Annotated in this window: 18 protein-coding genes; 9 read left to right on the top strand and 9 right to left on the bottom strand. The window is 70.0% G+C overall.

Annotated elements, in window-relative coordinates:
* Window positions 1-68 precede the first annotated feature (68 nt).
* On the top strand, window positions 69-1,226 hold the full coding sequence (locus G3I71_RS09295; RefSeq protein ID WP_164313466.1) for a Gfo/Idh/MocA family protein: 1,158 nt from the start codon (window positions 69-71) through the stop codon (window positions 1,224-1,226).
* Between the two features lie 83 nt (window positions 1,227-1,309).
* On the opposite strand, the gene G3I71_RS09290 is transcribed toward G3I71_RS09295, so the two are convergent.
* Complete coding sequence (locus G3I71_RS09290; RefSeq protein ID WP_164313465.1) at window positions 1,310-2,332, bottom strand: LacI family DNA-binding transcriptional regulator; 1,023 nt, start codon at window positions 2,330-2,332, stop codon at window positions 1,310-1,312.
* Window positions 2,333-2,502: 170 nt separating this feature from the next.
* Here G3I71_RS09290 and G3I71_RS09285 point away from each other — a divergent pair, with 170 nt between their 5' ends.
* From G3I71_RS09285 to G3I71_RS09275, 3 genes are all read left to right on the top strand, one after another.
* Window positions 2,503-3,681, top strand: a complete 1,179-nt coding sequence (locus tag G3I71_RS09285; protein ID WP_164313500.1) for a phytanoyl-CoA dioxygenase family protein — start codon at window positions 2,503-2,505, stop codon at window positions 3,679-3,681.
* 13 nt (window positions 3,682-3,694) lie between these two features.
* A complete protein-coding gene (locus G3I71_RS09280) occupies window positions 3,695-4,471 on the top strand; it encodes an SDR family oxidoreductase (protein WP_164313464.1) in 777 nt (258 codons plus the stop codon).
* Window positions 4,472-4,563: 92 nt separating this feature from the next.
* The gene (locus tag G3I71_RS09275; protein WP_164313463.1) at window positions 4,564-5,568 is read left to right on the top strand and encodes a Gfo/Idh/MocA family oxidoreductase; all 1,005 of its coding nucleotides are present in this window, start codon (window positions 4,564-4,566) and stop codon (window positions 5,566-5,568) included.
* Between the two features lie 36 nt (window positions 5,569-5,604).
* Here the strand turns inward: G3I71_RS09275 and G3I71_RS09270 are convergent, their stop codons facing one another.
* The 5 genes from G3I71_RS09270 to G3I71_RS09250 form a co-directional block, all read right to left on the bottom strand.
* Window positions 5,605-6,624 carry a Gfo/Idh/MocA family protein gene (locus G3I71_RS09270; protein ID WP_164313462.1) on the bottom strand — a complete coding sequence of 340 codons (1,020 nt, stop codon included), beginning with the start codon at window positions 6,622-6,624 and terminating at the stop codon, window positions 5,605-5,607.
* A 139-nt stretch (window positions 6,625-6,763) separates the two neighbouring features.
* Window positions 6,764-7,666: a sugar phosphate isomerase/epimerase gene (locus G3I71_RS09265; protein WP_164313461.1), complete on the bottom strand. Its 903-nt coding sequence runs from the start codon at window positions 7,664-7,666 to the stop codon at window positions 6,764-6,766.
* A complete protein-coding gene (locus tag G3I71_RS09260; RefSeq protein WP_164313460.1) occupies window positions 7,663-8,577 on the bottom strand; it encodes an ATP-binding cassette domain-containing protein in 915 nt (304 codons plus the stop codon). The genes G3I71_RS09265 and G3I71_RS09260 overlap by 4 nt, the downstream gene beginning before the upstream one ends.
* A 4-nt stretch (window positions 8,578-8,581) precedes the next feature.
* Window positions 8,582-9,658, bottom strand: coding sequence for an ABC transporter permease (locus tag G3I71_RS09255; protein WP_164313459.1), 1,077 nt, complete (start codon window positions 9,656-9,658; stop codon window positions 8,582-8,584).
* On the bottom strand, window positions 9,658-10,671 hold the full coding sequence (locus G3I71_RS09250; RefSeq protein ID WP_164313458.1) for a substrate-binding domain-containing protein: 1,014 nt from the start codon (window positions 10,669-10,671) through the stop codon (window positions 9,658-9,660). The genes G3I71_RS09255 and G3I71_RS09250 overlap by 1 nt, the downstream gene beginning before the upstream one ends.
* Window positions 10,672-10,954: 283 nt before the next feature.
* On the opposite strand from G3I71_RS09250, the gene iolC reads away from it, so the two are divergent.
* The 5 genes from iolC to G3I71_RS09225 all read left to right on the top strand — a co-directional run bounded on the left by iolC (window position 10,955) and on the right by G3I71_RS09225 (window position 16,638).
* Window positions 10,955-11,935, top strand: coding sequence for a 5-dehydro-2-deoxygluconokinase (iolC, locus tag G3I71_RS09245; protein WP_164313457.1), 981 nt, complete (start codon window positions 10,955-10,957; stop codon window positions 11,933-11,935).
* A gap of 70 nt (window positions 11,936-12,005) precedes the next feature.
* Window positions 12,006-12,893, top strand: coding sequence for a deoxyribose-phosphate aldolase (locus G3I71_RS09240; protein WP_164313456.1), 888 nt, complete (start codon window positions 12,006-12,008; stop codon window positions 12,891-12,893).
* 97 nt (window positions 12,894-12,990) lie between these two features.
* A complete protein-coding gene (gene iolB, locus G3I71_RS09235) occupies window positions 12,991-13,887 on the top strand; it encodes a 5-deoxy-glucuronate isomerase (RefSeq protein ID WP_164313455.1) in 897 nt (298 codons plus the stop codon).
* Complete coding sequence (gene iolD / locus G3I71_RS09230; RefSeq protein ID WP_164313454.1) at window positions 13,887-15,764, top strand: 3D-(3,5/4)-trihydroxycyclohexane-1,2-dione acylhydrolase (decyclizing); 1,878 nt, start codon at window positions 13,887-13,889, stop codon at window positions 15,762-15,764. Before iolB ends, iolD begins: the two co-directional genes overlap by 1 nt.
* Window positions 15,765-15,852: 88 nt before the next feature.
* Window positions 15,853-16,638, top strand: a complete 786-nt coding sequence (locus G3I71_RS09225; protein ID WP_164313453.1) for a GntR family transcriptional regulator — start codon at window positions 15,853-15,855, stop codon at window positions 16,636-16,638.
* A gap of 46 nt (window positions 16,639-16,684) precedes the next feature.
* Here G3I71_RS09225 and G3I71_RS09220 read toward each other — a convergent pair whose 3' ends face one another.
* The 3 genes from G3I71_RS09220 to G3I71_RS09210 form a co-directional block, all read right to left on the bottom strand.
* Window positions 16,685-16,921, bottom strand: a complete 237-nt coding sequence (locus tag G3I71_RS09220; RefSeq protein ID WP_164313452.1) for a hypothetical protein — start codon at window positions 16,919-16,921, stop codon at window positions 16,685-16,687.
* Entirely contained in the window at window positions 16,918-18,492 is a 1,575-nt protein-coding gene (locus G3I71_RS09215) for an amidohydrolase (protein WP_164313451.1), read from the bottom strand. Before G3I71_RS09215 ends, G3I71_RS09220 begins: the two co-directional genes overlap by 4 nt.
* 107 nt (window positions 18,493-18,599) lie before the next feature.
* Window positions 18,600-18,818, bottom strand: coding sequence for an MbtH family protein (locus tag G3I71_RS09210; protein WP_164313450.1), 219 nt, complete (start codon window positions 18,816-18,818; stop codon window positions 18,600-18,602).
* Window positions 18,819-18,847: the final 29 nt, after the last annotated feature.

Genomic DNA, 18,847 nt, shown 5'->3' with positions numbered 1-18,847 from the left:
GACAGCACAGGCTGCAGGCACAGATGGTGAAGGGAAATCGTTCTGGACCGGTCCAAAAAGGGGCTGTCATGGCAAGTACGCTCGGTGTCGCCGTCGTGGGGTTCGGCTGGATGGGACGGGTGCACACGCAGGCGTACGTCCGCCTGCCGCACCACTTCCCCCAGCTGGGGCTACGGCCCGAACTGGTCATGGTCGCCGAGGAGGTTCCGGGCCGGGCCGAGGAGGCCGCCGCGCAGTTCGGGTTCGCCTCGACGGCCCGCGACTGGCGTGCCGTGGCCGCCGACCCGCATGTGCAGGCGGTGAGCATCACGGCGCCGAACTTCCTGCACCGGGAGATCGGCGTCGCGATGGCGGAGGCGGGCAAGCACATCTGGATCGAGAAGCCGGTGGGGCTGTCCGCGGCCGACGCGGGCGCGGTCGCCGACGCGGTCGCCAAGTCCGGCGTCCGGGGCACCGTCGGCTTCAACTACCGGGGCGCGCCCGCCGTGGAGCGGGCCCGGCAGCTGATCGCGTCCGGGGAGATCGGCACGGTCACGCATGTCCGCGTCCGTCTGTTCAGCGACTACGCGGCCCACCCGGACGGCGCCCTGACCTGGCGGTACGAGCGGGAGCGCGGCGGCAGCGGAGTGCTGGGCGACCTCGCCTCGCACGGCGTGGACCTGGCCCGCTTTCTGCTCGGCGACATCTCCGCGCTCACCGCCGACACCGCCGTCTTCGTGCCCGAGCGGTCCCGTCCGGATGGCGCCACGGCCGGTCACACGCGTGCGTCGGGCGGTGAACCGGGCCCGGTGGAGAACGAGGACTACGTCTCCTGCCTGCTGCGTTTCGCCTCCGGCGCCCGGGGGGTCCTGGAGGCGTGCCGGGTGTCGGTCGGCGAGCAGAACAACTACGGCTTCGAGGTGCACGGCACGAAGGGCGCGGTCTTCTGGGACTTCCGCCGGATGAACGAGCTGGGAGTGAGCAGCGGTACGTCGTACCAGGACCAGCCGGTCAGTACGGTGTTCGTCGGTCCGGGCGACGGGGAGTTCGGGGCGTTTCAGCCAGGGGCGGCGAACGCGATGGGGTACGACGACCTGAAGGTGATCGAGGCGTACCGCTTTGTGCGGTCGGTGGCCGAGGGGATTCCGTACGGGGCCACGTTGACGGACGCGGTGCGGAGCGCTGCCGCGCTGGATGCGATGAGCCGGTCCGTGGAGTCGGGGGCCTGGGTGTCGCTCGGGGCGTAGTGGCTCCCCCTTGGCTCATGTGGTGTATTGACTGCGGGTCCGCTGTGGCTGGTCGCGCAGTTCCCCGCGCCCCTTGACAGCGGTCAGCGCAGCGGCATGTTGTACGGCGTCACGACCTGGATCGCGGACGGCAGGGTCGGGCCGGCGGGAGGCAGGGCACCATGGGCTCGCATGATGGTGCGGCAGGCCTCGTGCATGTCCTGGCGGAGGTCGTGGTGGAGTACGCAGGACAGTCGGTGCTCGCGCAGGAGGCGGGTGTTGTCGTGGTCGAGGTCGTGGGCGACGAACACCGCGCACTCGCGCCCCAGGTCCTCGAAGGCCCGTAGCGTCGCGATGTTGCCGCCGCCGATCGAGTAGACCGCCCGGATGTCGGGGTCACTTTTCAGGGCGTCCCGGACCAGGTCGTACTGGGTGGCGTCCAGACCCTGGCCCTCGGTGATCTCGACGAGGGCGCGCTCGGGGTGCCGGGCCCGCATGGCGCCTCGGAAACCCATCTCGCGCTCCTCCTCGTTGCGGAAGAAGCCGCTGCTGAGGCTGGTGAGCACGTTGCCGGGGCGTTCGCCGAGCCACTGGTCCATGAGGTAGGCGGCGGTGGCGCCCGCGGCGCGGTTGTCGATGCCGACGTAGGCGAGGCGGGCGCTGGAGGGCAGGTCGGTCACCAGGGTGACGACCGGGATGCCGACGGCCACCAGTCGGCCGACGGCTGCCGTGATCTCGGGCACGTCCGGTGCCTTGAGGATGACGCCCTGTGAGCCGCGCCGGGCGACACGGTCGAGGGCCGCCGCCAGTTCCGCGACCGGGCCGGTCTCGCGGAAGTGGAAGCGGGAGCGCACGACGGCCGGGTGGAGGGCGGGCAGTTCGGCCTCCAGGGCGGCCCGGACGGCGGTGGTGAACCGCTCGGGCGCCTGCATCACGATGTCGATCATGAACGTACGGCCGACCAGCCGCACCTGGGTGCGCTGCCGGTCCAGGTCGGCGATGGCCTGCCGCACTTCCCGCTGGGTGCTCTCGCGCACGCCGCCCCTGCCGTTGAGGACTCGGTCCACGGTGGCCTCGCTGAGGCCCGCCTGCCGTGCGATCTCCCGGATCGGATAGGGGTGGCCCATGGGGCGGTTCCTCGGCTTCCGCTTGAGGGGTTTTTGATGGCTTCCTGCTGGTTGTTTGACGAGTTTGTCATGACAACAATGACAGCATCCAGTCTTCGTGGATGACGTCGGTGATCTTGACGATATTGATGATGCTGATGTTGATGGTGATGACCGAGAGAAGGACGACGATGTCCCTCACCGCCGCACAACGCCCCGCGTGGCTGTCCGAGCGGGACTGCGATCTCGACGCCTTCCGCGCCGAGGTCGAGCGGACGACCGACGCCGCCGACTACCCGTACGCGACCACCGTCCGCGGACACGTCCTCGTCTACGACAGCGAGCGGCTGCGCGCCGCCGTCACCACGCCGGGCGGACGCCGGGAGGTCCTTGCGGAGCTGGTCCGGGCACTCACCGACGGACCCGGCGTCGTGGTCCTCCAGCGGGCCTTCGCCGAGCTGTCGGTCGTGGACCGGGCGACCGCCGCCTTCGAGGCACTCATCGCCGACCAGCGAGCCGCCGGGACCGTCGCGGGCGACCACTTCGCCAGGCCGGGCGCCAACGACCGGGTGTGGAACGCCCTGGAGAAGGCCGCCCTGCGCGCGCCGGAGGCGTTCGCCGACTACTACGCCAACGACATGATCGCCCTCGTCTCGACCGCCTGGCTCGGCCCCGGCTACCAGGTCACCTCGCAGATCAACGTGGTCAACCCCGGTGGCGCCGCACAGAGCCCGCACCGCGACTACCACCTCGGCTTCCTGTCCAACGAGGCCGCAGCCGCGTACCCGGCGCACGTCCACCGGCTGTCCCCCGCGCTGACGCTGCAGGGCGCGGTCGCCCACTGCGACATGCCCGTCGAGTCCGGCCCGACGCTGTACCTGCCGTACTCGCACTCGTACGAGCCCGGCTATCTGGCCTGGCGGCTCCCGGAGTTCAGGACGTACTTCGACGCCCACCACGTGCAGCTGCCGCTGGCCAAGGGTGACGCGGTGTTCTTCAACCCGGCGCTCTTCCACGCGGCCGGCACCAACCGCTCCACGGACGTCCGCCGGATGGCGAACCTCCTCCAGGTGTCCTCCGCCTTCGGGCGGGCCATGGAGACCGTGGACCGGGCTGCGATCGTGAACGCGGTCTACCCCGTGCTGCTCGCCCGCAAGGCCGAGGGAGCGGGCGACACCTGGCTGGACGCGGTCGTCGCGGCCTCGGCCGAGGGCTACCCCTTCCCCACCAACCTCGACCGGGATCCGCCGGTCGACGGCCTGGCCCCGCCCTCGCAGGCGGACCTCGTACGGCGTGCACTGCGCGAGGAGTGGACCCCCGAGGCGCTCCGCGAGGCACTGCGGGCCGGCGCCGAACGACGTGAGAGCTGAGGAACCGAACAGTATGGGACTTCTCCAGGACAAGGTCGTCCTCGTCAACGGCGGCAGCCAGGGCGTCGGGGCGGCCATCGCCCGCGCGGCCGTCCGCGAGGGCGCCGTCGTCGCGGTGACCGGGCGGCGCCCGGAACCCGGCGAGGCGCTGGTCGCTGAGCTGACGGCGGCGGGCGGCAAGGCCATGTACGTACGCGCCGACCTCTCCGACGCCGAGCAGGCGAAGGCGTCCGTGGGCGAGGTGATCGCCGCCCACGGGCGGATCGACTGCCTGGTCAACTCAGCGGGCCTGACCTCGCGCGGCACACTGCTGGACACCACGCCCGAGCTGTTCGACGCGCACATCGCGATCAACCTCAAGGGCCCGTTCTTCGCCATGCAGGCTGCGGTGGCCGACATGGTGGCGCGCAAGGCGCCCGGCACGGTCGTCAACATCATCACGTCCTCGGCGCACGGCGGTCAGCCCTTCCTGGCCCCGTACGTCGCCGCGAAGGCCGGACTCATCGGCCTGACCCGCAACGCGGCGCACGCACACCGCTGGGACCGGGTCCGCATCAACGGCCTGAACATCGGCTGGACGGCGACGGAGGGCGAGGACGCCACCCAGCGGGCCTTCCACGGAGCGGGCGACGACTGGCTCGACCAGGCCGCCGAACGCCTGCCCATGGGCAAACTCGGCCAGCCGGACGAGATCGCCGACTTCGTGGTCCTCCTGCTCTCCGACCGGTCGGGCGTGGTCACCGGTTCGGTGATCGACTGGGACCAGAACGTCCTGGGCGGCCTGGACTGACCCCTCCCCTTCCCCCTGCTTCTCCTCTTCTCTCCTCGTTCTCTTCTCCCCGCGCAAGAAACCCGCACCACTCCCAAGGAGCACCACAGCCCATGCGTATCGGAATCCTCGGCCTCGGCCGCATCGGCGCCTTCCACGCGGAGACCCTCTCCGGTCTCGACGCCGTCGACTCCCTCGTCGTCAGCGACCCGTTCGCGGAGGCCGCCAAAAACGCCGCCGAGCGCTTCGGCGCCCAGGTGGCGGACTCCCCCGAGGCCCTCCTGGCCGCCGGCGTCGACGGCATCGTGATCGCCGCCGCGACCGACGCCCACCCGGCCCTGATCCTCGCGGCCGTCGAGGCGGGTGTGCCGGTGTTCTGCGAGAAGCCGGTGGCGCGCACGATGGCCGAGGGTGTCGCGGTACTCAACGCGGTCAAGGACAGCGGCGTCGAGATCCAGATCGGCTACAACCGGCGCTTCGACGCGGGCTTCGTCGCCGCGCGGGCCGCCGTGCAGAGCGGTGAGCTGGGCCCGCTGCACACCGTCCGGTCGACCACGCTGGACCCGGCGCCGCCGCCGGCCGCGTACATCGCCGCCTCCGGTGGCATCTTCCGGGACTGCTCGGTGCACGACTTCGACATCATCCGCTGGGTGACGGGCCGTGAGGTCACCGAGGTGTACGCGGTGGGCGCCAACAAGGGTGCCGACTACATCAAGGAGGCGGGTGACGCCGACACCACCGGCGCGATCCTCACCCTGGACGACGGCACGATCGCCGTGGTCTCCAACTCCCGCCACAACGCCCGTGGTTACGACGTCCGCATGGAGATCCACGGCTTCCAGGACAGCATCGCCGTGGGCTTGGAGGACAAACTCCCGCTGCGTTCCGTGGAGCCGGGTGTGACCTTCCCGGCGGGGGTTCCGCACGACTTCTTCATGGACCGCTTCATCCCCGCCTACCGCGCCGAACTGACGGCGTTCACGGAGGTCGTCGCGGGCAACCGTACGTCCCCGTGCACGGTCGCCGAGGCGCTGGAGGCGGGCTGGATCGCGGACGCGTGCACGCTGTCGCTCCAGGAGCACCGCCCGGTGCGCATCGAGGACGTACGCACGGTCTGAGCAGGCCTGGTCGGACGGACGGCCCGCGCTGCCAACTCACCTGTACAGCGCGGGCCGTTCGACGAGTTGCACCTCGACACGCCGGCCCTCGGTCCGCGCGCGTACGCCTGCCTCGCAGACGGCGGCCACCGCGTAACCGTCCCAGGCACCGGGCCCGGTGACCTCGCCGCGCCGGGTGGCGTCGACCCACGCCTGGACCTCCCGGTCGTACGCGTCCTCGAACCGCTCGATGAAGTCCTGGGCGATGCTTCCGCCCCAGTGCCCGGCCGAGTTGACGACCATGCCCTGCCCGTCACCGATCCGCGCGGTCCCGCGCTCGCAGACCACCTCGGCCTGCACCTGGTACCCGAAGCCGCAGTTGACGTTGATCTCGACGTCGACGATCGCGCCGCCGTCGGTCTCCATCACGACGAACTGCGGATCCTGCAGACCCTCCGGCGCGTTCCCCGACGGCCTCGGACACAGCACGGTGACCGCGGTGATCTCCTGTCCGAGGAGCCAACGGGTCACGTCCATCTCGTGCACCACGGAGTCGTTGATGTGCATCGCGCTGGTCCACCAGGGCGGGGAGGCCACGTTGCGATGCCGGTTGTGCAGCATCAACGGCCGGCCCAACCGCCCTGTGTCGAGGAGCGACTTGAGCTTCAGATACTCGGCGTCGTACCGACGCATGAACCCGACCTGGACCCGGCGGTGCCCCAGACTCCGCTCGGCCTCCAGCACCCGCAACGCGGAAGCCGCGTCGGGCGTGAGCGGCTTCTCGCACAACACCGGCAGGTCGTGGGAGAAGGCGGCGAGCAGGGCCGCCTCGTGAGCGGCCCCGGGCGAGGCGATGAGCACGGCATCGACATCGGGCGAGGCCATGGCGGCGACCGGGTCCGTGTACGTCCTGCAGCCGTCGATCCCGGCCGCGACCTGCTCGGCCCGCGCGGCATCGACGTCCGCGACGGCCACCACCCGGGCGCCGCTGGTGACTTCCTCGATACGACGAACGTGATCGGCGCCCATCTTGCCGGTACCGATCACGAGCACGCCGAGCACGTCGTGGCTCTGCATGGGGAAGCGGTGCCCCTTCGATAGGCGGCGCGAGGGACTTGCCCAGGGGCGCGGGGCTGTGACATCCGCGGCTTCGCCGCGCGGGCGCGACAAGCTGCAACAGACCCGCACCCGCCGACCAGCGACCCAGCTCCCGGACCTACGCGCCGCAGGACCGGAGGAACTGCCGAGTCCGCACCGCGATAGGCAACGGAGCGTCCGGCTCACACGGATACATGTCCTGCTCGACAATCGCGAACAGATCCACCCCGAGCTTCTGTGCAGCGGTCAGCACAGGCCCCAACTCCGGGACCCCAGAAGGTGGTTCACACATGACCCCCCGCTGCACGGCCGGTCCGAAGGGCACCTCGCCCGCGATCACGTCGGCCAGGATCGCCGGGTCGACCTGCTTGAGGTGGAGATAACCGATCCGCTCACCGTACGTCTCGATCAGCTTGACGCTGTCGCCCCCGCAGTAGGCGTAATGCCCGGTGTCCAGGCACAGGTTGACCACGCCGGAGTCCGTGGCGTCGAGGAACCGCTCCACGTGCGCCTCGGTGTCGATGTGGGTGTCCGCGTGCGGATGGACGACGATGTCCAGCCCGTACGTGTCCTTCACCTCGCGCCCGAGCCGTTCCATGCCCCGGGCGAGGTGACCCCACTGCTCGGCGGTCAGCTCCGGGGGCTCCAGGATCTCGGCGGTCTTGTCGTCCCGCCAGAACGAGGGGATGACGACCAGATGCTTCGCTTCCATCGCCTGGGTGAGCGCGGCGACCTGGCTGACGTGCTCCCAGGTCGACTCCCACTCGGACGGACCCCGGTGCAGGCCGGTGAAGACGGTACCGGCCGACACCTTCAGGTCACGCTTGGCGATCTCGTCCGTCAGACGGGCCGGGTCGGTCGGCAGATAGCCGTACGGGCCCAGTTCGATCCAGCGGTAACCGGCCTCGGAGACCTCGTCCAGGAAGCGTTCCCACGGCACCTGTACCGGGTCGTCGGGGAACCAGACACCCCAGGAGTCCGGCGCCGAGCCGACCCGGATGCGGTCGAGCGGAATCGTCATGCCGTCGTCTCTTTCGAGGGGGTCACGACGGGTGTCTGGAGGTCCTCGGCCTCCGGGAGTCCTTCGACGTCGACGCCACGCACCTGCGCCAATTCGTGTTTGAGGGCTGCGAGTTCGGCGCCGCCGGCCATGTGGTTGGTGAGCTCTTCGAGGGTGACCTCGCTGCGGGCGGCGGAGAGTTCCATGGTGCCCAGGCGCAGGACGCTGAAGTGGTCGCCGACCATGTAGGCGTGGTGCGGGTTGTGGGTGATGAAGATGACGCCCAGGCCCTTGTCACGGGCGGCGGCGATGTACTTCAGCACCACACCGGACTGCTTGACGCCCAGGGCGGCGGTGGGCTCGTCGAGGATCAGGACCCGTGCGCCGAAGTAGACGGCGCGGGCGATGGCCACGGACTGGCGCTGGCCGCCGGAGAGGGTGCCGATGGGCTGGTCGAGGTCGTCCAGGACGATGCCCATGTTGCGCAGTTCGGCGTCCGCGGTCTGCTTCATCTGCTCGATGTCGAGGCGCCGGATCGGCCAGGGGCCCTTGGTCATCTCGGAGCCGAGGAAGAAGTTGCGCCACACCGGCATCAGCGGGACGGTCGCCAGGTCCTGGTAGACGGTGGCGATACCGGCGTCAAGCGCCTCACGGGGTGTGCCGAAGTGGACGGGGTTGCCGTCGACGAGGACTTCGCCCTCGGTGTGCTGGTGCAGCCCGGAGATGATTTTGATCAGCGTGGACTTGCCGGCGCCGTTGTCGCCCAGCACGCAGGTGACCTGGCCGGAGCGGACGGCGAGGTCGACGCCGTGCAGGGCACGGATGTTGCCGTACGACTTGCCGGTGTTGCGCAACTCGACGATCGGCGCGGCGTCCTTTGGCGAACTGTCCTGGGTGAGCGTGCCGTTGGGGGAGGTTTCGTTGGTTGTCATCAGTTCACCTCCGGGTCGCCTGGCGGCGGACCCACAGATTGACGAGGGCGGCGACCAGGAGCATCACGCCGAGGAACGCCTTGAACCAGTCCGGGTTCCAGTTGGCGTAGACGATGCCCTGGGAGACCATGCCGAAGATGAAGGCGCCGATGACCGAACCGATGGCCGAGCCGAAGCCGCCGGTCAGCAGGCAGCCGCCGATGACCGCGGCGATGATGTAGAGGAACTCGTTGCCCACGCCCTGACCGGACTGCACCGTGTTGAACGAGAACAGCAGGTGCATGCCCACGAACCAGGCACACGCGCCCACGCCCATGAACAGGGCGATCTTCGTGAACCTCACCGGGACACCGACCGCGCGGGCGCTTTCCGCGCTGCCGCCGACCGCGAAGATCCAGTTGCCGAACTTGGTGCGCAGCAGCAGCCAGGTCGCGATCAGGGCGAACACCAGCCAGTACACGATCGTGATCTTGAAGCTGACGTCACCGATGGTGAACTCGGAGGCGAAGACCTTCTTGGCCTGGTCGAAACCCTCCATGTCGGCGATCGAGTCGGATGCCACGTTTCCCGTGAAGACCTTCGTCACGGCGAGGTTGGCGCCCTGCAGGATCAGGAACGAGCCCAGGGTGACCAGGAAGCTCGGCAGCCCGGTCTTGATCAGCAGCCAGCCGTTGAAGGCCCCCACGGCGAGGGAGACGATCAAGGCTACGAAGACGCCGGTCCACACGTTCATCGACAGCTGGAAGCTGAGGATCGCGGCGGTCAGCGCGGAGGTCGTGACCGCGACACCGGCGGACAGGTCGAACTCCCCGCCGATCATCAACAGGGCCACCGGCAGCGCCATGATGCCCATGACGGACGCCTGGTAGAGCACCGTGGCGAGGGCGCTCGTCTCCCGGAAGGATGGAGCCGCCGCGAAGAAGAACAGGTACACACCGATCGCGGCGATGAGGGCACCGACCTCGGGGCGGGCGAGCAGCCTGCGCCCCAGGGACCGCTGGTTGGTGCGGCCGTCCTTCTGGGCGGCCGGCGGAGCCGGCGGCGAGGAGCTCGCCGCCGGTGCCGTTGCCTGACTCGACATCACCGAGTGCCCTTGGCGGCGAACGCGGCGATCTTCTCGACGTTGGACTTGTCGACGAACGCCGGGCCGGTCAGCACGGGCTGCTCACCGCCACCGCTGTAGTTGCCGTTGTTCTTGAAGAGCCACATCGAGTCGACGGCCAAGTAGCCCTGGAGGTAAGGCTGCTGGTCGACCGCGAACTGGACGTCGCCCTTCGTGATGGCGTCGGTCATCTCCTTGTTGAGGTCGAAGGTCGCGACCTTGGCCTTGCTGTTGGCGTCGCCCACCGACTGCACGGCGGTCAGCGCGTAACTGGCGCCGAGCGTGACCACGTAGTCGATCGCCTTGTCCTGGTTGAGCTTTGCGGTGATCGTCGACTTCACGGACGGCATGTCGGTGCCGTTGACGTTGAGGACCTCCAGCGTGCCGGTGAACGTCTTCTTCACACCGTCACAGCGCTGGGTCAGGCCGACGTTGCCCTGCTCCTGGATCACACAGACGGCCTTCTTGGAGCCGACTTCGTTCAGCTTCTTGCCGAACGCCTCGCCCGCGACGGATTCGTCCTGGCCGAAGAACTGCTGGAGGCCCAGCGTCTTCCAGTCGCTGAGGCCCGAGTTGAGGCCGACGACAGGAATGCCCGCCGCCGTCGCCTTGGCCACGACGTCCTTCATGGCGTCCGGCTTGGCCAGCGTGATGGCGATGCCGTCGACCTTCTGGTCGATCGCGTTCTGCACAAGGGTTGCCTGCTGGCCCGCGTCCGGGTCGGCCGAGTAGACGAGCTTGATGTTGTCCTTGTCGGCGGCAGCCTGGGCACCCTTGCGGACGATGTCCCAGAAGGCGTCGCCGGGCGCCTGATGCGTGACCAGAGCGACGGTCATGCGAGGGGTGGTGGCCTTGCCCGCCGAGGCGTCGGCGCTGCTGTCCTCGGACTTTTTGCCGCCGGAGCTGCTGGAGCAGCCCGCGAGGACCAAGGCCGCTGCCGCGGCAGCGGCGACGACGGGGGCGATTCTGCGGGAGCGAGAAGAGCGGTCCATCTTTCCTGCACCTCACTGTGCGACCGGGGAGAGGGAGGGATCTCAACGATCCCTGGCCCGGGTCCCGGAGGTCCGGGCCGTGTGCCGCGAACACGGCGGTCGTGCTGGGACCGAATCCAAATCCTTGGACATGTCCGCTGTCAATACTTTGTTAAGACATCATTTCACGAGCAGGTCAGAATGTAAGAACAAACTCTTGACAGCGTCACCCTCCGAGTCCTACACCTGAGGGGACGACAGGCCCCTCGGGACCCGCATCCTCCGCAGCTCGAAGGAGCATCGCATGACCGAGTCAGCCCCGCCCTTCGACCTGGTCACCATGGGCCGCATCGGAGTTGATCTTTATCCGCTGCAGTCCGGCGCACCGCTGACCCTAGTGCAGACGTTCGGAAAATTTCTCGGTGGGTCCGCTGCCAACGTCGCGGTCGCGGCGGCCCGTCTGGGCCACTCCTCGGCCGTCGTCACCCGTACCGGCGCGGATGCCTTCGGCGACTATCTGCACCAGGCTCTCGGGGAGTTCGGGGTCGACGACCGCTGGGTCACGCCGGTCGAAGGGCTGCCGACCCCGGTCACGTTCTGCGAGCTCTTCCCGCCGGACGATTTCCCGCTCTATTTCTACCGCCAGCCCACCGCCCCTGACCTGCAGATACACACCGACGAGCTGGACTTCTTCGGCATCCGGGCCGCCCGCGTCTTCTGGATCACCGGCACCGGCCTGAGCGAGGAACCGAGCCGCTCGGCCACGCTCGCCGCCCTCAAGGCCCGCGACCGGACGGGCATCACGGTCTTCGACCTGGACTGGCGGCCCGCGCTGTGGAGCGACGCAGCCTGGAAGAACCCGGAGGAAGCCCGCCCGTACTACGCCGAGGCCCTGCGCCACGCGACCGTGGCGGTGGGCAACCTCGACGAGTGCGAGATCGCCACCGGCGTACGCGAACCGCACGCCTGCGCCGAGGCGTTGCTGGCGGCCGGGGCCGAGCTGGCCGTCGTCAAGCAGGGCCCGAAGGGGGTGCTGGCGGTACACCGCGACGGCACCAGCGCCGAGGTCCCGCCGGTGCCCGTCGAGGTCGTCAACGGCCTGGGCGCTGGAGACGCGTTCGGCGGCGCCCTGTGCCACGGGCTGTTGTCCGGCTGGGAGCTGGAACGGACCATGCGGTACGCCAACGCGGCCGGCGCCATCGTCGCCTCCCGTCTCGCCTGCTCGTCCGCGATGCCGACCGGAGCCGAGGTCGACGACCTCCTCGCGAGCGGATCGCCCCGATGAGCGAACGCTCGACCGCCACGATCCCGGGGGCGCCAGAACGGGCGCCCCGCAGCCCTGAACGGAGCCTGTCTTGACCATCAGCATCGCCGACCTCGCCACGGTCAGGGCCCGGCACCCGGAGGCCGTCGCGGAGGCCGCCGCCCGCCGGGTCCGGCGACCGCTGATCGGCGACAGCGGACGGCTCATGATCGTGGCCGCCGACCATCCTGCGCGCGGCGCCCTGGGCGTCGGCCACCGTCCGCTCGCCATGGCCGACCGCGCCGACCTGCTGGAACGCCTGTGTGTGGCACTGTCGAGGCCCGGTGTGGACGGGGTGCTGGCCACCGCCGACATCCTGGACGACCTGCTGCTGCTCGGGGTGCTGGACGGCAAGGTCGTCATGGGGTCGATGAACCGCGGCGGGCTGGCCGGCGCGGTCTTCGAGATGGACGACCGCTTCACCGGGCACCGCGCCCAGGACATCGCCCGGCTGCGATTCGACGCGGGCAAGCTGCTGCTGCGCATCAACTACGACGACCCGGGCTCGCTCACCACCCTGGAGTCCACCGCCCGGGCCGTGGACGAGATGGCGGCGCGCCAACTCCCTTTGTTCGTGGAGCCGTTCATCTCGCGTCGGGTCGACGGCCGGGTGCGCAGCGATCTGTCCGCCGAGGCGGTCACCCGCTCGATAGCCATAGCGTCGGGCCTCGGCGGCACCTCCGCCTACACCTGGCTGAAACTCCCCGTCACCGACGACCCGGACGACATGGCCGAGGTGCTGGAGACGTCGACGCTGCCCGCCGTGCTGCTGGGCGGCGAGGTCGGCGGCTCCCCCGAGGAACAGGAGGGCGCGTACGAGCGCTGGCGCAAGGCGCTGCGGCTGCCGACCGTGCAGGGGCTGGTCGTGGGCCGGTCGCTGCTCTACCCGTCTTCGGGCAGTGTGGGGACAGCCGTGGACACGGCAGTGGGACTGCTGTGAACCGAATCAACAGACACACCGCTGTGAACCGAATTGACAAGGGTATGGCCGTGAACAGGGTCGACACAGGGCCCGCTGTGAACAGGAGCGACAGATCATGACCACCGCCTACCACCTCCCGGCCGGCAAGGCTGTCGGCGGCCCGTACATCGTCGACGTCAACCCCGAGAAGGCCGGCTGGGGCTACTCCAGCCTCCGGGTGCTGGAGCTGCCCCCGGGCGGCTCGCACGCCTTCTCCACCGGCGACAGCGAGTGGATCGCGCTGTCCCTGAACGGCGCCTGCACGGTCGAGACGACCGACGATTTCGGCCACTCCACCTTCGAGGTGCACGGCCGCGACAGCGTGTTCAGCGGGGTCAGCGACTTCGTGTACATGCCCCGTGACGCGCGTACGACCATCACCTCCGCCGAGGGCGGGCGTTTCGCGCTCACCGGCGCGCGCTGCACCCGGCGGCTGCCCGCCCGTTACGGGCCCGCCTCCTCCGTCCCGGTGGAGCTGCGCGGCACCGGGAACTCCTCCCGGCAGGTCAACAACTTCGGCGCGGCCGGCGTCTTCGAGTGCGACAAACTGATCGCCGTCGAGGTGATCACGCCGGGCGGGAACTGGTCGTCCTTCCCGCCGCACAAGCACGACGAGCACCGGCCCGGCGAGGAGTCCGTCCTCGAGGAGATCTACTACTTCGAGTTCGCCGACCACGAGGGCACGCCCGGCCTCGGCTACCAGCGGGTGTCCCCGTCCGGGCAGGGCCGGAACACGGATGTGCTGGCCGAGGTGCGCGGCGGGGACGTCGTCCTCATCCCCGACGGCTGGCACGGGCCCTCCATGGCCGTGCCGGGCCACCACATGTACTACCTCAACGTCATGGCGGGCCCCGAGGCCGACCGCGCCTGGCTGATCTGCGACCACCCCGATCACGCCTGGGTCCGCGGCACCTGGCCCGAGCAGCCCGCCGACCCCCGTCTGCCCCTCTACACGGCCCCGGAGAAGTCCTGATGAGCACCACCCCTGTTCGCCGTCTGACCGTCGCCCAGGCGCTGGTGCGGTTCCTGTCCGTCCAGTACACCGAGCGCGACGGCGTGCGTCAGCGGCTGATCGCCGGCACATGGGGCATTTTCGGCCACGGCAATGTGGCGGGCCTCGGTCAGGCGCTCCTGGAGGCCGGTGAGGACGCGATGCCGTTCCACCAGGGCCGCAACGAGCAGGCGATGGTCCACGCGGCCGTCGGTTACGCCCGACAGCTGAACCGGCTCTCGACGCAGGCCGTCACCACGTCCATCGGCCCGGGCGCCACCAACCTCGTCACCGGGGCCGCGCTCGCGACGATCAACCGCCTTCCGGTGCTCCTGCTCCCCGGCGACTACTTCGCGACGCGCACCGCGGACCCGCTGCTCCAGCAGCTGGAGCACCCGGTCGAGGCCGATCTGTCCGTCAACGACACACTGCGCCCGGTCTCGCGTTACTTCGACCGGGTGACACGTCCCGAGGCGCTGATCCCGTCCGCGCTGAACGCCGTACGCGTCCTCACGGACCCGGTGGAGACCGGTGCCGTCACCCTCTCCCTGCCGCAGGACGTGCAGGCGGAGGCGTACGACTGGCCGGAGGAGTTCTTCGCCGAGCGCGTCTGGCACGTCCGGCGTCCCGCCCCCGACCCGTACGAGCTGGCCGCGGCGGCTCTGGCGATCCGGGCCGCCGAGCGTCCGCTGATCGTCGCGGGCGGCGGGATCCACCACAGCCAGGCCGAGGAGGCGCTGAAGGCCCTGGTGGACGCCACCGGCATCCCCGTGGCATCCACGCAGGCCGGCAAGGGCTCCCTGCGCTACGACCACCCCGCCGACCTGGGCGGCATCGGCCACACCGGTACGGCCGTCAGTGACGACCTGGCCCGCACCGCCGACCTGATCATCGGCGTCGGTACGCGCTACACGGACTTCACGACGGCCTCCAACACCCTGTTCCAGAACCCTGCCGTGCGGTTCCTCAACCTCAACATCGCCGCGTTCGACGCCCACAAGCTGGCGGCGCGGACCCTCGTCTGCGACGCGCGCGCGGGCCTCACAGCGTTGACGGAGGCGCTGTCCGGCCACCGTGTGAACTCGGCTTACGAGGCCGAGTACGGCGTCGGCAGGGAACGCTGGGACCAGATTGTCGACGCCGCTTTCAGCGCTGCCGACGACTCCGCCGTGCCCACCCAGACCCAGGTGCTGGGCGCCCTGGACTCGGTCGTCGGCGACGACGACGTGATCATCAACGCGGCCGGTTCGCTCCCGGGTGACCTGCACAAGCTGTGGCGGGCCCGCAGCCCCCGCCAGTACCACCTGGAGTACGGCTACTCCTGCATGGGCTACGAGATCCCGGCCGGGATCGGCGTCCAGCAGGCCGCCCCGGACACCCCGGTCTGGTCGCTGGTCGGCGACGGCACCTATCTGATGATGCCGACCGAGATCGTCACCGCCGTCCAGGAGGGCCTGCCGGTCAACCTGGTCCTCATCCAGAACCACGGGTACGCCTCCATCGGCGGCCTCTCCGAGGCGGTCGGCGGCGAGCGCTTCGGCACCCCGTACCGCTACCGGGCCGCCGACGGCACCTTCACCGGGGACCCGCTGCCGGTCGACCTCGCGGCCAACGCGGCCAGCCTCGGCATGGACGTCCTGCGCGCCAAGACCGTGGGTGAGCTGCGCACGGCCCTGGCCACGGCCCGCGCCTCGGACCGGCCGACCTGCGTGTACGTCGAGACGGACCCGACGCCGGCCGCTCCCCCGGCGGAGGCCTGGTGGGACGTACCGGTCGCCGAGACCGCCACCCGCGAGTCCGCCGTACAGGCCCGCACGGAGTACGACCGCCAGGTCGTCGACCGCCGACGGCACCTCTGACTCCGGGTGGACGGCGGTATCAACCTCGTTCTCCCCAGCCGCTCCTGACGCATCGTCATCGAATGAAGGAAATGAAGGGAGGTGCCTGGTGGCAACACCCGGTGATCGTGCCCGTGCGGTGTCCGGCTCCCCGCTCGACACCCTGGACTTCACGCTCGACCGCTCCAGCCCGGTTCCGCTGTACTACCAGCTTGCCCAGCAGCTGGAGGCGGCGATCGAGCACGGGGTCCTGGCGCCGGGCAATCTCCTCGGCAACGAGATCGACCTGTCGGTCCGCCTGGGCCTGTCCAGACCCACGGTCCGCCAGGCGATCCAGTCCCTGGTGGACAAGGGCCTGCTGGTACGCCGACGAGGCGTCGGTACGCAGGTGGTGCACAGCCAGGTCAAGCGCCCGCTCGAACTGAGCAGTCTGTACGACGACCTGGAGTCGGCCGGACAGGGGCCCACCACCCAGGTCCTGCGCAACGAGCGTCAGCCGGCGTCCGCCGAGGTCGCCGCCAACCTCGGGGTGAAGGAGGGCAGCGAGGTCGTCGTGCTGGAGCGGCTGCGCCGCACGCACGGCGAGCCGGTGGCGTTCCTCTGCAACTATCTGCCCTCCGGACTCCTCGAACTCGACGGCGCCCGGCTGGAGTCGACGGGCCTGTACCGGATGATGCGCACCGCGGGCATCACCCTGCACAGCGCCCGCCAGACCGTCGGCGCCCGCTCGGCCACGGCGGCGGAGGCCAAACGCCTGGAGGAGGCGGAGGGTGCCGCCCTGCTCACCATGCAGCGAACGGCGTACGACGACACCGGACGGGCCGTGGAGTTCGGCACACACATCTACCGGGCGTCGCGCTACGCCTTCGACTTCCAGCTGCTGATGCGCCCCTGAGACGTCCCCGCCCCTGTTCCCGTTACCGTTCCCGTCATTCGAACGGCTATCGGGAACACGGGCGTCCCGGGTATTCCGCGCTCTCCGGTACGCCCGCCGCGCGCATACGGCGCAGCACCTCGCCCCGGATCGCCTCGTCGTCGATGTAGAGGGGGCAGTTGACGTCCCGGTCGAACACCAGAACGTCCCCGGCGGTGTCCCAGAGCACCCACCGGGGTGCGTGGGGCGAGTCCTGCCACAGCTGGGTGTACTCGCCGATGACGTCCGTCGTCGGAGCGCTCACAGCGTTCCCTCCTCGTTCTCCCTGCCGTCGACGAGTGTCGCCACGACCTCGATGTCCCCGATGCGCGAGCTGTCGACGCTTCGGGGGTCGTCTCCCAGCACGACCAGATCGGCACGCTTTCCGGGCGTGACGCTGCCGGCGCTGTCCTCCCAGTGGCAGGCGTGGGCTCCGTCGACGGTGTACGCGCGCAGCGCCTCATCGACGGTGACGCCCTCGTCCGGCCCGATCAACCGGCCTGACAGCGAAGCCCGTTCGACCATGAACTGCACGGCACGCAGCGGCGACCCGTCCGCCACCGGCCGGTCGGAACTCCCCACCAGCCGGATGCCGTGCTCCAGGAATCCCCGCCCCCGGTACAGCCAGGGCGCCCGCTCCTCCCCCATGATCGACGCGTAGTCGTCGCCGAAGTACCGCAGGAAGTTGGGCTGTACGACGGCTGTCGCACCGAGCCGTGCCAGCCGGGGCAGCTGGTCGGGCCGGATCAGCCCGGCGTGCTCGATCCGGTGCCGGGCGCCCGGCCGGGGCCGCAGCCGCTGCGCCTCCTCCAGCGCGTCCAGCGCGACGTCGGCAGCGCGGTCGCCGATGGCGTGGACGGCGAGCTGCCAGCCCGCGAGATGCCCGTCCACGATGGTCCGCTTGAGGAGTTCGGGATCCTCCTGCAACTGCCCCGCGGTGTCCAGCCCTTGGTAGGGGCTGGTGAGCGCGGCGGTACGGGCCATCATGCCGCCGTCGGTGTACACCTTCAGCGCGCCGACGGACAGCCAGTCGTCGCCGAAGCCGGTACGCAGTCCGAGGTCGAGGGCGCGCGGGATGCCGTCGGCCTCGTGGGCGGTGACGGAGTGCAGTCGGTCGGCGGCCACCATCAGCTGGACCCGCAGGGGCAACAGGCCGCGTTCCCGGGCGAGTTGGTAGGCGCCCAGCTCGACCGGACTGTTACCGAGCAGTGCGCCGCCAATACCTGCCTCGGCGCACGCGGTGACGCCCTCGGCGAGACAGGCCCGGGCGGCGCGTCCGATCGCCTCCGCCAACTCCTCCTGGGAGTGCGGCAGTCGTAGCGCCCGTGCCGCTCCCATGGCTCCCTCGGCGAGGAAGGCGCCCTCGTGCGGGATCACACCGGGCAGCAGTTCCAGCACCGGGCTGCTGACCGCGCAGCCGTGTCCGGAGTCGTGCATGAGCAGCACCTTGCGCCCGTCGGCGGCCTTGTCCAACTCGGCGAGGGTCAGATGTCGGCCGAGCCCCCGCTGGTCGTACCCCGCGACGTCCACCCAGCCGCCGGGCGGTACCTGCGCCGCGGCCTCCGCCACGACCGCCAGTACGTCCTCGACCCGGACGCAGGGCGCCACCGTGGGTGTGGCCGCCTTGAACCCCGTCCAGGCGAGGTGCACATGACTGTCGATGAACCCGGGCAGCACGGTCGCGCCCTGGAGGTCGATCACCCGCTGCGCGGGCAGCCCGGTCACCGCCTCGTCCAGGCCCACGATCCGGCCCCGCCAGATGCCCAGGTCGTGGGCGACGGGGTGGTCGGGGTCCATGGTGAGGACGCGGGCGTTGGTCAGTCGGGTGGTGAGCATGGGGGGTCAGTTCCTCGTTCCGGGTACAGAAGCCGATCTGATCCGAACCATCCAATCCGATCCGATCCGATCCGAGCCGATCAGAGCCGTCCGATCGGATCGGGGCTTCAGCCAGTCCGTTCCATGCGTTCCGCCAGGCTCTTGGGCCGCATATCCGTCCAGTTGGTCTCGATGTGGTCCAGGCACTCCTGGCGGGGCGCCGGTCCGTGGACGACGGTCCAGCCGGCCGGTACGTCGACGAAGTCGGGCCACAGGCTGTGCTGGCCCTCGTCGTTGACGAGCACGGAGTAGACGCCGTCGGGGTTCTCGAAGGGGTTGGTGGTCATGGGATGTTCCTCTCTCAGTGGCTGTTACG

The sequence above is a fragment of the Streptomyces sp. SID12501 genome, from assembly GCF_010550245.1.
Taxonomy (GTDB): domain Bacteria; phylum Actinomycetota; class Actinomycetes; order Streptomycetales; family Streptomycetaceae; genus Streptomyces.
Note: the sequence above shows the minus strand (reverse complement) of the source record. Positions and strands in the feature narration are given on the sequence as shown.

Coding starts and splice junctions, on each gene's coding strand:
- G3I71_RS09295 (WP_164313466.1), top strand. CDS start 69: ATGGCAAGTACGCTCGGTGTCGCCGTCGTGGGGTTCGGCTGGATGGGA.
- G3I71_RS09290 (WP_164313465.1), bottom strand. CDS start 2,332: ATGGGCCACCCCTATCCGATCCGGGAGATCGCACGGCAGGCGGGCCTC.
- G3I71_RS09285 (WP_164313500.1), top strand. CDS start 2,503: ATGTCCCTCACCGCCGCACAACGCCCCGCGTGGCTGTCCGAGCGGGAC.
- G3I71_RS09280 (WP_164313464.1), top strand. CDS start 3,695: ATGGGACTTCTCCAGGACAAGGTCGTCCTCGTCAACGGCGGCAGCCAG.
- G3I71_RS09275 (WP_164313463.1), top strand. CDS start 4,564: ATGCGTATCGGAATCCTCGGCCTCGGCCGCATCGGCGCCTTCCACGCG.
- G3I71_RS09270 (WP_164313462.1), bottom strand. CDS start 6,624: ATGCAGAGCCACGACGTGCTCGGCGTGCTCGTGATCGGTACCGGCAAG.
- G3I71_RS09265 (WP_164313461.1), bottom strand. CDS start 7,666: ATGACGATTCCGCTCGACCGCATCCGGGTCGGCTCGGCGCCGGACTCC.
- G3I71_RS09260 (WP_164313460.1), bottom strand. CDS start 8,577: ATGACAACCAACGAAACCTCCCCCAACGGCACGCTCACCCAGGACAGT.
- G3I71_RS09255 (WP_164313459.1), bottom strand. CDS start 9,658: ATGTCGAGTCAGGCAACGGCACCGGCGGCGAGCTCCTCGCCGCCGGCT.
- G3I71_RS09250 (WP_164313458.1), bottom strand. CDS start 10,671: ATGGACCGCTCTTCTCGCTCCCGCAGAATCGCCCCCGTCGTCGCCGCT.
- iolC (WP_164313457.1), top strand. CDS start 10,955: ATGACCGAGTCAGCCCCGCCCTTCGACCTGGTCACCATGGGCCGCATC.
- iolB (WP_164313455.1), top strand. CDS start 12,991: ATGACCACCGCCTACCACCTCCCGGCCGGCAAGGCTGTCGGCGGCCCG.
- iolD (WP_164313454.1), top strand. CDS start 13,887: ATGAGCACCACCCCTGTTCGCCGTCTGACCGTCGCCCAGGCGCTGGTG.
- G3I71_RS09215 (WP_164313451.1), bottom strand. CDS start 18,492: ATGCTCACCACCCGACTGACCAACGCCCGCGTCCTCACCATGGACCCC.
- G3I71_RS09210 (WP_164313450.1), bottom strand. CDS start 18,818: ATGACCACCAACCCCTTCGAGAACCCCGACGGCGTCTACTCCGTGCTC.